This window comes from Bacillus sp. SSR7, from assembly GCF_055902415.1.
On sequence record NZ_JBVVXV010000015.1, the window covers coordinates 71,552 to 86,378 of the forward strand.

Here is a 14,827-nt window from a genome sequence, read left to right on the forward strand (position 1 = left end):
AAAGGGATGGTATAATACATTCATAATAAGATGCGAGATTAAATTTAGGAGAGACATGATATGAAAGAAAAAGAGCGTTTAATTATAGAGATGGCTATGAAGTTATTTGCGACTAAGGGTGTAAATGCGACATCAGTGCAGGAAATTGTGACAGCTTGTGGCATATCTAAGGGAGCCTTTTATTTATACTTTAAATCAAAAGAGGAACTTTTATTAGCGACACTTCGATATTACTATGACAAGATTCAGAACAAAATGATGGATATTGAAAAAGAGTCGTTATTGCCACGTGAAAAATTTGCAAAACAATTGCATTGCCAGTTTAATGATATACAAAAGCATAAAGAATTTATTATTATGCATGCAAGGGAAAATGCGATTCCTTTTAATAAAGAAGTAGAAGAATTTATGATGCGGATGAAGTTAGAGTCTCACGCATTTTATCGGAATAGTTTACTGTCTATTTATGGTGATAAGGTTATGCCATATTTATTAGATTTAGTCATTATGGTAGAAGGCATATGCCGTGGATATTTAGAACTAATTATTTTACAAGCACCAGAAATTGATTTATCGTATGTAGCTGCTTTTATTTTAAAAAGAGTAGATAATTTAGTAGATGGCTTGGTAGAATCTTCGGAAGAACCTATTTTACATGAAGAAAAGCTTGGAGAATTCCTTTGTAAATCAGAGCTTATTAAGGAACAAGTTAAAGAGCATTTTTTAAAAGAAATTATTGTGTTTAAGCGTAATTTAGCTGATCAATTAGAGGATGATGAGTTGCTAGTAACGTTAGATGTTTTAGAGGCGGAAATGCGATTGCTTAATCCAAGAATTCCGGTAATTAGAGGTATGTTAGCAAATTTAGAGGCGTATCTGGAATTAAAAGAATTTCGATTACGCCTTATAGGATACTACAATATAAAAAATTCTTAATAAAAACAAGTAAAAAACTCCTTGTCTACACAAGGAGTTTTTTCTTAAAGACTATTTACTATTTTGAGACCATTCTTCTACATCCCAAACTTTTGTAATCCAATCTTCATAAAAGTCCGGTTCGTGACATACAAGAAGAATTGTTCCTTTATATGCTTTCATAGCCTTCTTAAGTTCCGCTTTTGCTGTAACATCAAGATGGTTTGTCGGCTCATCAAATAGTAGCCAGTTACTTTCTTCACCCATTAGCTTACATAAACGAACCTTTGCTTGTTCTCCACCACTTAATTGACTTAATGGGCGAGAAATATGTTCATTTTTTAATCCGCATTTTGCTAACATCGCACGAATTTGATGCTGGTCTAGGCCAGGGAATGTATTCCATACATCATCAATTGGTGTTATATTATCAGCTTTAACTTCTTGCTCAAAGTATGCTGGCTCTAAGAAGTCACCAAGACTCGTTTTACCACTTAAAGGTTTAATTTTACCTAAAATTGTTTTTAGTAGCGTTGATTTACCAACACCATTACATCCAACGATAGCAATTTTTTCACCACGTTCAATTGTCATTGATAGCTTTGGTAGTAGCGGATGTGTATATCCAATTTCTACATTTTCACCTTCAAAGACGAAGCGACTACTTGCACGACTTTCTTTAAATGAGAATTCAGGTTTAATTGCTGTTTCCGGGCGATCAATAAGTTCCATGCGATCAAGTTGTTTTTGACGACTCTTTGCACGACCTGTTGTTGAATAACGGGCTTTGTTCTTTGCAATGAAATCTTCTTGCTTTTTGATAAACTCGCGCTGCTTTTCATAAGCGTTTATATGTTGATTTTTATTGATTTCTGCTAGTTCTAGGAATTTTTCATATGTCGCTGTATAGCGTGTCATTTTTGTGAATTCTAGATGGAAAATAACATCAACACATTTGTTCATAAATTCCGTATCATGAGAAATTAATAAGAATGCATGTGGGTATTCTTTTAAATAATTTGTTAACCAATGAATGTGTTCAACGTCTAAATAGTTAGTAGGTTCATCAAGTAATAACACTTCTGGTTGTTCAAGTAATAGCTTTGCAAGCAATACTTTTGTACGTTGTCCACCGCTTAGTGCTGAAACATCACGATCTAAACCAATCGCATCAATTCCAAGACCACGTGCAGCCTCTTCAATTTTCATATCTAGTAAATAGAAACCACCTGCTTCAAGTGCATCTTGTATTTCTGCCATTTGCTCAAGAAGTTCTTCTAGCTCTTCTGGTGTAGCAGTTCCCATTTTTTCTGTAACTTCATTTAAAGCTTTTTCCTTTTCGAATAACGGTAAAAATGCATCCGCCAGTACGTCACGAATTGTACGTCCAGGCGTTAAAACAGTATGCTGATCTAAGTAGCCGTAATGTGTGCCCGGTGTCCATTCTACACGACCTTGGTCATGAATAAGTTGACCAGTAATGATATTCATAAATGTTGATTTACCAACGCCGTTTGCACCAACTAATCCAACGTGTTCACCTGCTAGTAATCGCATAGATACATCTTTAAATAATGTACGATCGCCAAATGTATGTCCTAATTTTTCAACTGTTAATAAGCTCATAGTATCCTCCGTCCAACTTGAAATAGTACCTTGAATCATGATACTAAATTCTTTCATATAATGCCATCATTTCAAAATGTATATATTTTCAAAACAATCCAATGTACGAATGTTTATTGCTCATTTCCCAGACTTTTATGGTCCAAATGCAGAAAACACACTTGTCCATCATACATTAAAAGAAATACTTGCAAATAAAATGTCTAGCTTTGTTGGAGATAAAAAGATCGCCCGTGAATATATTTTTACACCAGATGGTGCAAAAGCAATAGTTGAATTAGCTTCACATGACGAGGCCTATGGACAAAATTGGAACATATCAGATTATGGTGCCATTACAGGTGAGGAAATGATTCAACACATACGGGAATTAAAGGGATATACCAAACGAGTAATAACTGTAAAAAGAGGAATAATCTAGTTCTTTGGTCTGTTTGATAAGCAGATGAAAGAATTTGTAGAAATGCTATATTTGACGGGAAAACCAGTTGTATTAAGTGGAGAGAAATACGAGAAATGTATTGGAGAGTTACCAAAAACTTCTTATTATGATGGGTTAAAAGAAACAATTATGTATATGAAAAATAGATGTAAATAAAGAAGTTAAGTTCCTTTTCATGATTTTGAAAAGGAACTTAACTTTATACTACCTTTTTACCTAATTTTTGTTTTATAAACCCTAAAACGAATCCACGTATTTGAGGATCAATTACAATTCCGATTATACCGTATAGTATACCAGTAAGAGTTAAAGCAATTAGTGGTGGTAAGTTAATTAATGCAATTCGGTATAAACCGTAACTAATAATAAAGGCTAAGGAATTAAATATAATTCCTTTAACTAATAATTGCATGCCTTTACGAATAAAGAGGGTAAATCCGATTAATAGTGTAATTTCGGTAAGAATGGCTGCGAAAGCTGCCCCCATCATTCCATATTTACTACCTAATACAATATAACCTATGATGGCAACAACTAATCCAATAGTCATTGTTGTTGCACGTTTCCATTGCTGGCCAATCGTTGTTAAATTATCGGCTAGTGGATAGTTAATTGATTGTAAAATAACCATAAACGCTAGAATAGCAAGAGCGTCACCGGCGGGAGCGTATTCTTCTCCTAATAAACTAACAATCCAGAAACTTGGATCAGCAATAAAGGGGATAGAAATTCCCATTCCTAAAAAAGACATAAGTTTTAATTCGAAACTTGATAATTTTCTATGTTCTTCAATATTTTTCTCATTACCAAAAGCAAAAAGCCTTGGATAAAAGGCGGCTGCAATTACCCCAGGTATTTGATATAGTACAGCAGGTATTTTAGATGCAGCACCAAAGAATCCAACTTGATTATATGTTGAAACCTTTTCTAATATAATAGGGCCCAATTGTGGTAAGAGCATAATGATGATTCCATTGATTGTGAAAATAAGTAGTTGATCTAAAATGCCTTTATCCCAACCCTTATGGACTTTCGTATAACGTATTGTCATTATAAAGGCGATAACACCTGTTACAAGACTAGATACCCCGTACATGGCAGCAACCATCATAAGTGACCATTGGAAAGACATCCCTAGTAATAGGGCAGCAGCAGCTGTTACACCTTGTAGTACAGAAATAATAGCTGTAAATTGCATGCGTTCTGTTACTTGGAAGTAAGCCATACCAACACCTTGTAAGGTTGCTCCGAACATTGTTGGTAGAACAACCCAATATACCATCGCCCGTAAGTAAGCATCGGGATAGAAGAACTGGGCAAAAATAGCGAATAGTACAGAAATTACGATAGCTAATATTAAACGAATACGTAAATAACTACTTATTAGTACGCTAATATTAGCATCGCTTCTCGTTCCTTCACGCATAAACGTATGTGTCAAACCTGCATCTGTAAAGTAACAAATAACAGCTGAAACTGCTAACGCAGTTGTAAACATACCGTAATCACTTGGAGAAACATATCTTGCAAAGAAAATTGTTGCAATAGCCAGTACAAAACGGACAGTAATGTTTCCTACAAAGAGGTAGGATGCGTTTTTTAGAATTTTATTTGTTTTCATGAGAAAAGACCTTTCTATTCTTTAGGACCCGGTTAGCTTGTCCTATTTGTAAATTTGATTTGTTCACAGAAAGAGAGAGTATAGTTATATTTTCAGTTTAAGAAAACAGAAATTTAATTCGTACAAACCAAAGCATTGCATATAGTTTTTTACTACGCTTTCCATTCTTTGAATAGATTTTACGGCAATATTTCTTGATATCTTTTTTGATTAATTGAATTTGTGATTTATCTAATTGAGAGTTTCCCTTAATATATATACAAGCGTTATTGATGACTGTATAAGGGAATAAATAAGTCTCAAGAATCTCAATAAGTGACTGGGAGTCTTTTGTAATGAAATCTTGAGATTTGTTATGTACCCAGTCCTTCATACGATTGAATACTTCCAGCTCTTTTGTCGTTTTTAATTCATAATCTTTATACTTAGAAGAAAGATTCCCTTCTGATAAGATTCTATAATAAGTTAAGTATTCATCGACATAACATACATTTGTCACACTCATAAGTTTAAATAAAAACTCCAAATCTTCGCCCCAACTACATCCTGGTGTAAAACGAATGTTATGATCCATTACGATGGATCGTTTGAAAATCCAAGTACTTGTTTGAGCAACAACTTGATGTGTTAGGAATGCTTTTGCCATATCACCTTTAATAAAGTTTGTTGTATGTTCAACCTTCTCGCCTGTTTCTTCGTAGAAATTCATATAACCACAATAGCACGCGTCCATGTTGTTTTTATGTATACTTTTGACTTGCTTCTCAATTTTAGTTGGATGCCATAAGTCATCACTATCAAGGAAAGCAATATATTCTCCACTAGCGTTTTCAATTCCTGTATTACGAGCTACCGAAACGCCTTGGTTTTTTTGATGAACGTATTTTACTTGACCTGGGTATTTTTCAGCAAGATTTTTTACGATAGAAGGTGACCGATCTTTACTTCCATCATCTACAATTACAATTTCGATATTTTTATATGTTTGATCTAGTATTGACTGCATCGTCTCTTCAATATATTTCTCTGCATTGTATAGAGGAATAACAACTGAGACAAGCTGGTTTTGTTCCATCATAGAATTTTAACTCCTCAAATTTTTATGTTTTTAAATTAACTCCTTTTATAAGGAATAAGATTAAAAGAATATCTGTATAAGTTTACCGCATATAAACTTTGTAAATCAACTTTATGTATATAATAATTATTATTAAAGGTATAGAAGTTAGATATGAAAGGTGGTTATAATAGAGAAATGTATTGTAATAAAAGGGAGGAAACTTTAGAATGTTACAAAAGTATATACGAAGACCTGAATTGATAATATTGGGTATTATTCTAGTTATTGGCCTAATCTTTCGGTTAATGACTTTAAAAACATACGGTAGTGATTTGACACTTGGTAGCGATGATTTAATGTATCAAAAAAATGCTGTGAATTTTTTGGAAACTGGCATGTTAACGTATCATGATCCAACAAAACCAACTATTCATATTATGCCTGGACAAGTATTTTTATTAGCAGGCATATTTTTCATATTCGGACATGGAAGTTTAGGTGTTTTATGTGCAAAATTAGTTATGATAGCTTTTGGTATTTTAAGTATTTATATGACTTATAAGATTGGTACATATATTTTAAATCCGGCGGTAGGATTGATTGCTGCATTGTTATTAGCTCTATATCCACCTGAAGTGGTGGTGGAGAATTTAACGTTGACAGAAAGTCCTTATCTCTTTCTATCACTAGGGCTGTTATATTGGAGCTTAAAATTAGCAGATACGCATTCAATGAAAGATTTTTATATTATTTTATTATTCTACTTTGTAACACTATATTTCAGGGTACAAATCGCTTTATATCCAATTTTATTATTTATATATCTTGTAGCAAAACGCTATCCGGCTCGTTTAATGGTAAAGCAAGCCCTTATTAGTGTATTGGTACTATTTGTTGTACTTGGTCCTTGGTGGGCACGTAACTATGTTCAGTTTAACAAGTTTATTCCGCTTACAGCTGGTTCAGGTAATCCTTTACTACTTGGCACATATCAAGGTGAAGGTTATCCATCTGGGAAAAGTGTGGAAGAAATCGATGCAGAAATCTTTGCAAAATATCCAGGTATAGAAGCGCATGAGTTGATAGCGAAGCAGCAAGAAGTAGCGATGGACCGTATTAAGGAATGGTGGCATACAGATAAAGCGTCAATGATAAAGAGTTATTTAATTTTAAAACCACAAATTTTCTGGGAAAAAGCATATTATTATCCAGGCACCACAATTAGTATTTTTGATATATCTGGAGAAGATATGAAGAAGATTTATGACACAATTAAAACAGGCTTCATAATTTGCTCTATCCTAGCATTTGCATTCTGTTGGAGAAGGTGGAGAGAGTATTCATTCTTATGGATAAATGTTTTATTCCAAACCTTTTTCAATAGCTTATACTTTGCATATGATCGATATGCGCTCCCATTGATGCCAATGCTATTTATAATGATAGGTGTAGGTATTGTCGCAACTGTTATGAGGATTAGCAGGCCATTTCTAAAGTAAGTAAATAATCTCATTAAATCTATCAAAGAATTTACATTTAAATGGTATATAAAAATGACCTACTTTCTATTTTAGAAAGTAGGTCATTTTTAATTATGCATCGTGTAAAGAATCATTTTGTTCTTTATTATTTAATTTTTGTTTTAGCAACGCATAATCTTGTGTCAATGTTACAAGTTGGTGATGCTGTTTAGAAACCTTACGAGTTAAATCAAAAATTAAAATAAAGCAGAATAAAAGCCCGAACAGGAATAAAACAGATGGTGGGTATTCTACGTGCAATAGCTTCCCAATCCAATTTATAATCTTATCTGTAGAGCTTAAAATCGCCATTGCGATACAAACAAAAATCCAAAGAATGGCGTATTTTGTTTCTAAAGTTCCTTTACGTATCGAGTTAATAATCAGGAAAAATAATAATAGAATAAAGATAAATGAAAAGGTAATTATGGGCATGGATTATCAACCTTTCACAATTTTTTGCATTAATATAGCCAAGCTGACTTTAATCATGTAATATGCAGACTTTAACGGTGTAATAGAAGATTGTCCACCTTGTCTCTCTTGCATATTTACAGATATTTCTTTAATGCGAAGACTTTTCTTTTTTAAGTGAATGAGTACTTCGGGTTCTGGATAATCTTTCGGATAATTTTGTGCGAAAATTTCAATTACCTTGCGATTAATAGAACGATAACCAGATGTTGGATCCATAAATGTTTGTTTTGTTAGTAATTTTAGTAGGGCAGTAAAATAAAATATTCCAATTCTTCTTGAAAGACTGCCTTTATATGCGGTTTTTTCCGTAAATCGAGATCCTAGTACCATATCACATTGATCTTCAGCTATAGGTTGGATGATTTTATATAAATCATCGGGGTTATGCTGTCCATCAGCATCAAATTGAATAGCGATATCATAACTATTTTCATAAGCATACTTATATCCAGTCTGTACAGCTGATCCAATTCCTAAATTATAAGGTAGATTTACAAGATGGACTGGGAATGTTGTAACAATTTCAGATGTTTTATCCATAGATCCATCATTAATTACACAAATATCTAATCCTACAAAATGTTCTTTTAATTCTAAAAGTCTTGTTAATGTATCTGCAATCGCTTCCTCTTCATTGTAAGCGGGAATAATAATCAAGGTTTTAGGTATTACAATTGGTACTTCAACAGACATATTGCACCATCCTTTACAAATAATAGGCATCATTCTTGTTTAGTAAACATTATCTACTATACCACTAATAGTATAAAAAAATAAAGGACAAGTTAGTGGGGTATTTTAAGAATAGACGTTATGTTTAGATAGCTATATGTAACTTATAATTTAATTTGTAATAAAAAAGCACAGGTGAAGATAAAGGAATGCTTACCTGTGCTAAATAACATTATATATTCCAAGGTTTATTTAAAGTTAAAACCTCAGCCATTTCTTTACTTTTTAAACGTCCTTTTTTTCTATTTTCCGCGCGTTCTGAACCGGTTGTGTGTAACCAATGTTCTTCCTCAGTTTCAGGAAGTACTTGTGGTACGGACGAAGGTTTTCCATCTTTTATTGCCACAAATGTAATGAAGCAAGTGGCGGCAATTCTACGCTCGCCTGCTAATAAATTTTCTGCGATTACTTTTACGAAAACCTCCATTGAAGATTTCCCTGTATAACATACAAATGCTTCATAACAAACAGAATCAGCTTGGTGAATTGGAGTTAAAAAATCAACTGAATCAATAGATGCTGTTACGCAATGTTTACGACTATGTCTTGCAGCCGCAATTGAAGCAATACTATCAATTTCTGCTAATAATTTCCCTCCAAATAGTGTTTGGTGATTATTTAAATCGTTAGGAAAAACACGTGTTGTTTTAATTGCTTTTGATTCTCGCATGAATTTCTTTTCCATATATTCAGCCCCTATAGTCTGTTTTCAATCAGAATAATATGTGTAATTGGATTACTCATATTAGATATTTAATAAAGTAAAGCGTATTCCAAAAGAGGATTATTTAAACTTCTGTATTTGTATTCATGTAACTGAAAGAAAATTTATTTTATCTAAAATGTAGTGTAAAAGAGGATTCGCTTACATTGCAAGTAAAAAGTAATGACTATGTATTTGTCATAGAAATTCCCTATCAGCCGTGTACCCATTCATGATAGAATCGTTTTGTTATGAATGGAAATAGAGGTGCAATGGACATATGAATCATATACAAACAAATTTTTCATCTTTCTTCAATAAAATTACGATCGGTGCGATGCTCGCATTTTTTGTTTATAGTTGTTGGACAGCATTTGAGACGAGTAAGCAATTTTTTGGAGGAAGTACAACAAGTGTAACAATCATATTGGCAATTTTCGTCATACTCATTTTGTTAGTGGCATCAATTTTACAATATCGTTTTACAGACAAACAATTTTTTATTTTTCTTATAAGTATATCTATAGTTGTGAGGCTTAGTATGCTGTTATTTGTAGACGTTCCAATAATTGGTGATATGAAAGTGATGTATGAGTCTGCAAAGGAGATTGCAATTGGTAATAATATAGGGACTGTAACTCATTTGCCGTTTATTATATATGAGTCAGTAATTATTCGTATATTTGGTGATACATTATTTGCTTTACAACTATTTAATGTGTTATTTTGCGCAGGAACTGCATTTTTTATTTATCGTATTGCGGCAATGGTTTTTGGGGAAGGATGCGGTCGTATTGCTTCCACATTTTATGCTCTGTATATTCCAAATATATTCATGAGTTCCGTATTAACTCCTGAATCACTTGCAATATTTTTATTTTATTTTGCTTGCTACATACTTTTATATAAAGGATTAGATCATCCTTATATGTGGGTGTTTTCAGCAATTTTATTTGCATGTAGTAATATGATTTTCCCAGTGGGATTATTTCTTCCTATTTTTATCACGATATATGTATTATTAATTGAAGTGTTTCAATCAGCAACGAAACAAAAAGTGTTACTAAAGACGATAGGGATACTTATTCTGTTTTATAGTGCTCATTTTAGTGTGAATTATGGAATTAAGACAATGGGACTGTCACAATATACGATTACGAATGAGATGTATGTTCAATCTGTCTTAATTGGAAAAACGCAACGTGAGGAAAAAGTATCGAAAAATCAAAGTGTAACAGAGCATATTGATCAAAAGTTAAAAGAGATTGAGGGAGAAAGATTTAAACTTTTAGAACCGGTGATAAATCAGTTTTCAGATGAGGGGATAAATTCTACCCTTTTCAAATATGAAAAACTGATATATATAGCGGTAACATTGTTTATGTCTATCGCTTTATTACACTTTCTTATTAAGAAACAACAAAACGAAGGATATATGTTGTTCTTATTGTTAATTAGTGGATACGTATTGTTAAAGCTCTTCCAAGTCGATATGGCATATTATAATCTTATTGTGCCAGCATTGTTTATTTTGCAAAGCTTTGGTGTTTATATGAGTTATGTATATTGTCAAAAAATATTCTTTAGAAAATAAAAAGAATCCAATTCGGATTCTTTTTTTGATGGAAGATGAATACTAAGAGCTAGTAGAGATAAAGAATCTCTACTGACATAATCGCTCTATCGGTTCAGTTCTAGTTGTAAACTATCAGCTGTTAGAGCCATTTTTGAGGAATCGTCTTGAATTCCTTTCATTACTTGTGAAATGGTTTCTAACTCATTTTCAATTTTTTTATTCTGTTCTTTTGAGTTAGACATGTCTTTTACGATTTCTTGGAAGTATTGGTCCGTTGCGGACATACTATCAGTTCCTTCAGATACGAGAGAGCTAATTTGTTTCACGGAAGAAGAGACACGAACAATCTGTTCATTTGTTTTTTCAACGAGCTTTGTAACGTTAAATATAGATTCTTTCGTTTGCTCTGATAACTTTCTAATTTCTCCAGCTACAACAGAAAAGCCTTTGCCAAATTCCCCAGCACGCGCAGATTCAATTGCTGCGTTTAGTGCGAGTAAATTTGTTTGCTCGGCAATTGATTTTACAATATCTATAATTTCGTTAATTTTGTTAGAAATATCGAGAAGTTCATGTGTATCTGTAATAATCGTTTCCATGTTCGTTTGAATGTATTCCATTCGTTTATTTTGCTCATTTAATTGTTCTTTACCTTTATTTGCTTTTTCTTCTGATGTTGTAGCTAATGACGTACCTGTTTTAGCAATTTCTACAATCGTTTCAGATTTAGCGGTTAACTGCTGAATAGAAGCGCTTGTTTTTTCAGATACAGATGCTAGTTCTGTTGCAATATGCGTAATGGTCATAGCTGTTATTTCTTTTTCTTTTTCAAGTTCTTTTTGCATTCTTTCATATTCAGATTCATAAGACGCAATAACGAGTTCTTGTTCAAGAGTAAATAATTTATTTATTACGTTTATAGAATAAGAAAAATCGTCAATTGTTGTAATTTTCGTTTTTAAAATCTTTATGATAGAGCGGAATAATTCTTGATAAGCGGCAGTATACCATTTTCTATGTAACCCAATTTGTACATGTCTTTTTGCAATTCTAACACGTTGTTCAATAAAGTCTTCATGCATATCTCCGCTAAATAATTCTTTTATATGTGTTTTTAAAGTTTGCTTTAGTTTTGGAATAGAGCTATAACGTTCGATAATCGTAATTAAATTAGGCTGTTTTGTAATATTGAAATAGAATTTTTCAGTAATCCAATCAATTTCTTCATAAATAAAAGGCTGTAGTACCTTTACGATTTGTAAATCTTCTTTTGAAATATGTAGCATATCCATTTGAATTTTCAGTTCAGAATTAGTAGGAACGTTAAAAGTGATTTGTTGATTCTTACTTAATTCAAGTATACTTACGTTTGTTTTATTGTTATGTTTTTTAAAAACCCCAAGCATCGTTCTTCCCCCTGTTTGTAAAGCGTTTTCATTTTTTGGTTCTAATATAATTATATATTTTTATATGCAATTACTCTATATTAGTGTGTAGAATAGTATATAAATTAAGAGAATTCCATATAGAATTCTCTTAATGACCTTTATTAATTTTAGCATGTGTTTTAAAGAAAACTGGGAAATGTACATTATATATGACAGTGACAACACGAATAATGAATGTTACTAATAAACAAACATAGAAAGCCAATACGTGTGCCCCCATTGCATATGTGATTAGGAAACTAATTGCCCCTAAAATAGAAGCGATAGCGTAAATTTCTTTTCGGAATACGTAGGGGATATCTTGAGCGCAAATGTCACGCAAAATACCGCCTCCAATACCTGTAATGACTCCCATTGAAACAACTAAAAATGAGGCGTCAACATGATGTGACATTGCCGCATTTGCACCAATAGCTGTAAAAACGCCTAAGCCAACAGCATCAGAAAGCATAATAACAACTTGAAGTTTATTGATACGCTCAAAAAACATACAAGTAAATAATGCTGATAATACGCTTACGAAAAAGTAAATGGGTTTAACAAATGCGACGGGAGGCAGGTTACCGATCATAATATCACGAATAATACCGCCGCCGAGCGCAGTAGCTACAGCTAAACAAAGGACACCGAATAAATCTAAATCTTTTTTTAAACCAACTAATGTACCAGAAATGGCAGCGGCGATAATGCCAAGAAACGTAAATATATCGATTAATAACATGGCCTTAATCCCTTCCTCTTAAAGATGTTCCAGAGAAAAAATATACACTAAAGTATTGGAAATAACAATTACTTTTCGCTACATGTAGAAAAACGGATAAAATACATAAAGAAAGCGTTTGAAAATGTTTGGAAAATAGCTATAAAGTAATTTGAAAAAGATATGAAAAGATTAATTTTACATTTTTTGATGCTACCTATTTGGTAAAATGTTACAATGTTAGGTATGCTGTTTACATCTGTATAAAATGATAAAAAAATATGTATATACTGACAAAAATAAGGGGATGGTTGTTAGATAGCTTTTGTAAAAATAGGGAGTATAGCGAAAGGACAGTAATTTCTATTACTGATTAATACTTGTCCTTGCTAGTTTTAGCCGGAAAAATAGTTCTCGATTTGAATATGAGTTATGTTATAATTGCTAGGTGTGTTTGAATGATAAAAAATTATGATTAAAAGATAATGTTAAGATTTTGTATGGAGGTCTTGGAATGTTAGCAAATCAAGCTAGGGTTAGATTTGAGCGTTTTTTGCTCTTTTTTATTATTTTACAGCCTGTTTTAGATTTATTAACGTCTCTTAGCATCACTTTATTAAAGTCAAGTGCTACCGTTGGAATTTTAGTAAGATTCCTTATTATGGCTGTTGGTGGTATTTACATTTTAATTCAGGCAAAAGAGAAGGGAAATAGAAAGTTTTTAATTTATCTTATATTATTAGCCGGAGTTTTAGGGGTAGGATTTATTAATAACAAACTAGTTAAGGATCCTATTGTACTTGGTGAAGAAGTTAAATTCGTTGCGAAAGCATTATATATATATATCATGCTGGGATCATACATTTTAGCTTTAAAATCACTGAAAAAGAAAGTTAATATTAGTGATAAGGTTCGAAATAGTATTGTATATTCTACATTAATCATTAACGCAATTATGGTTATTTCTATTTCAACATCTACTGACTTTGGTAGTTATGAATGGATGAAGGTGGGTTCTCGAGGTTGGTTCTATGCAGGGAATGAACTAGGTTCAATCTTAGCTATTATTTTCCCTATTGTGGTACTATATTCTATTCAAAAAACAAAGAGCTGGAAACACGTTTTATATTGGATTCCATCGCTTTTAATGATTTACTCATTAATTCAGGTCGGTACGAAAGTAGGAATGGGCTCAATTGGTGCTACGTTAGCGGCAGCAATCGGGATCATTGTACTACAATTATTATTTAATAGAAAAAATCCGAACAAAAAATCCCTTGCGCTTAATGCAGTAATTGCTATTGTCCTATTAGCTGGTGTAGTTGGAACGTTTAAACAGACACCATTAGCACAAAATATGGGTATTCACAATAACTATTTATCAGAGCAAAATGTAGCACAGCAAGGTCAAAAAGAAAAAGAAATTAAAGAGAAGCTGAAAAAAGAGCAAGAACTTAAAGCAAAAGAAGAAACTCATCATAAAGGTGAAAAGCCAGAAGAAAAGGCGAAGATAGAAGAGGAAGTTAAGAAAGAGCTTGAGAAAGAGCAAAAGAAAGAAAATCAAGAAAACCTTATTTTCAGCGGACGTCAAGTATATGAAGAAAGACATAAGCAGTTCTTTAAAGAAGCGCCAATGTCACAAAAGTTATTAGGAATGGGTTATGCAGGTAATTTTAAATATAATGAACAAAAGCAGCCAGATCCAAAGCTAATTGAAATGGACTTCCACGATTGGTTTTATGACTTTGGGATTATTGGTTTTGCATTACTAATGATTCCATTTATTTATTACGGCTTAAGAATCCTACTAGTATTTATTACAAGGTTTAAAGAGATATTTAATATAAAATATGGAATGATTGCAGCAAGCTTATTGTTAGCATTAGGTATTGCTTATATTGCAGGACATATTTTAACAGCACCAGGAGTTGGGATTTATTTTGTAGTGGTGTTAGCTTATCTAATTGTAGACTTAGAAATTGAATGATCAAAATAAAAGCTAACTTT

The 14,827-nt window shown here is 32.4% G+C and carries 12 protein-coding genes and 2 pseudogenes; 5 read left to right on the forward strand and 9 right to left on the reverse strand.

The genetic code is table 11. The features are described from left to right. Positions 1-60 precede the first annotated feature (60 nt). On the forward strand, positions 61-936 hold the full coding sequence (locus AC0NJG_RS22280) for a TetR/AcrR family transcriptional regulator (protein ID WP_088326482.1): 876 nt from the start codon (positions 61-63) through the stop codon (positions 934-936). A gap of 51 nt (positions 937-987) precedes the next feature. On the opposite strand, the gene AC0NJG_RS22285 is transcribed toward AC0NJG_RS22280, so the two are convergent. Continuing rightward, positions 988-2,541 carry an ABC-F family ATP-binding cassette domain-containing protein gene (locus AC0NJG_RS22285; RefSeq protein ID WP_000055410.1) on the reverse strand — a complete coding sequence of 518 codons (1,554 nt, stop codon included), beginning with the start codon at positions 2,539-2,541 and terminating at the stop codon, positions 988-990. 91 nt (positions 2,542-2,632) lie between these two features. Here AC0NJG_RS22285 and AC0NJG_RS22290 point away from each other — a divergent pair. Further along, positions 2,633-3,139, forward strand: a pseudogene (locus AC0NJG_RS22290) (Rossmann-fold NAD(P)-binding domain-containing protein); the annotation flags it as partial. A 43-nt stretch (positions 3,140-3,182) separates the two neighbouring features. Here AC0NJG_RS22290 and AC0NJG_RS22295 read toward each other — a convergent pair. Both AC0NJG_RS22295 and AC0NJG_RS22300 read right to left on the reverse strand, forming a co-directional pair. Next, positions 3,183-4,604 carry an oligosaccharide flippase family protein gene (locus AC0NJG_RS22295; RefSeq protein WP_088326476.1) on the reverse strand — a complete coding sequence of 474 codons (1,422 nt, stop codon included), beginning with the start codon at positions 4,602-4,604 and terminating at the stop codon, positions 3,183-3,185. A 97-nt stretch (positions 4,605-4,701) separates the two neighbouring features. Then, positions 4,702-5,682: a glycosyltransferase family 2 protein gene (locus tag AC0NJG_RS22300; protein WP_088326473.1), complete on the reverse strand. Its 981-nt coding sequence runs from the start codon at positions 5,680-5,682 to the stop codon at positions 4,702-4,704. 209 nt (positions 5,683-5,891) lie between these two features. Here AC0NJG_RS22300 and AC0NJG_RS22305 point away from each other — a divergent pair, with 209 nt between their 5' ends. Then, positions 5,892-7,163 (forward strand): glycosyltransferase family 39 protein, encoded by a 1,272-nt coding sequence (locus tag AC0NJG_RS22305; protein WP_474063455.1) that lies wholly within the window; start codon positions 5,892-5,894, stop codon positions 7,161-7,163. A gap of 93 nt (positions 7,164-7,256) precedes the next feature. On the opposite strand, the gene AC0NJG_RS22310 is transcribed toward AC0NJG_RS22305, so the two are convergent. The 3 genes from AC0NJG_RS22310 to AC0NJG_RS22320 form a co-directional block, all read right to left on the reverse strand. Further along, on the reverse strand, positions 7,257-7,619 hold the full coding sequence (locus tag AC0NJG_RS22310) for a DUF2304 domain-containing protein (protein WP_001121766.1): 363 nt from the start codon (positions 7,617-7,619) through the stop codon (positions 7,257-7,259). Positions 7,620-7,625: 6 nt separating this feature from the next. Next, positions 7,626-8,354 carry a glycosyltransferase family 2 protein gene (locus AC0NJG_RS22315; RefSeq protein WP_000110208.1) on the reverse strand — a complete coding sequence of 243 codons (729 nt, stop codon included), beginning with the start codon at positions 8,352-8,354 and terminating at the stop codon, positions 7,626-7,628. 211 nt (positions 8,355-8,565) lie between these two features. Further along, positions 8,566-9,078: an acyl-CoA thioesterase gene (locus tag AC0NJG_RS22320; protein ID WP_000412121.1), complete on the reverse strand. Its 513-nt coding sequence runs from the start codon at positions 9,076-9,078 to the stop codon at positions 8,566-8,568. 298 nt (positions 9,079-9,376) lie between these two features. On the opposite strand from AC0NJG_RS22320, the gene AC0NJG_RS22325 reads away from it, so the two are divergent. Next, complete coding sequence (locus AC0NJG_RS22325; RefSeq protein WP_087955229.1) at positions 9,377-10,690, forward strand: ArnT family glycosyltransferase; 1,314 nt, start codon at positions 9,377-9,379, stop codon at positions 10,688-10,690. 86 nt (positions 10,691-10,776) lie between these two features. On the opposite strand, the gene AC0NJG_RS22330 is transcribed toward AC0NJG_RS22325, so the two are convergent. The 3 genes and pseudogenes from AC0NJG_RS22330 to AC0NJG_RS22340 form a co-directional block, all read right to left on the reverse strand. Next, entirely contained in the window at positions 10,777-11,517 is a 741-nt protein-coding gene (locus tag AC0NJG_RS22330; protein WP_370530095.1) for a methyl-accepting chemotaxis protein, read from the reverse strand. Between the two features lie 63 nt (positions 11,518-11,580). Then, positions 11,581-12,078, reverse strand: a pseudogene (locus AC0NJG_RS22335) (protoglobin family protein); the annotation flags it as partial. A 130-nt stretch (positions 12,079-12,208) separates the two neighbouring features. Next, complete coding sequence (locus tag AC0NJG_RS22340; RefSeq protein WP_000924376.1) at positions 12,209-12,841, reverse strand: trimeric intracellular cation channel family protein; 633 nt, start codon at positions 12,839-12,841, stop codon at positions 12,209-12,211. A 493-nt stretch (positions 12,842-13,334) separates the two neighbouring features. Between AC0NJG_RS22340 and AC0NJG_RS22345 the strand changes: the two genes are divergently transcribed. Further along, the gene (locus tag AC0NJG_RS22345) at positions 13,335-14,807 is read left to right on the forward strand and encodes an O-antigen ligase family protein (protein WP_048553387.1); all 1,473 of its coding nucleotides are present in this window, start codon (positions 13,335-13,337) and stop codon (positions 14,805-14,807) included. The last annotated feature ends 20 nt before the right edge of the window (positions 14,808-14,827 follow it).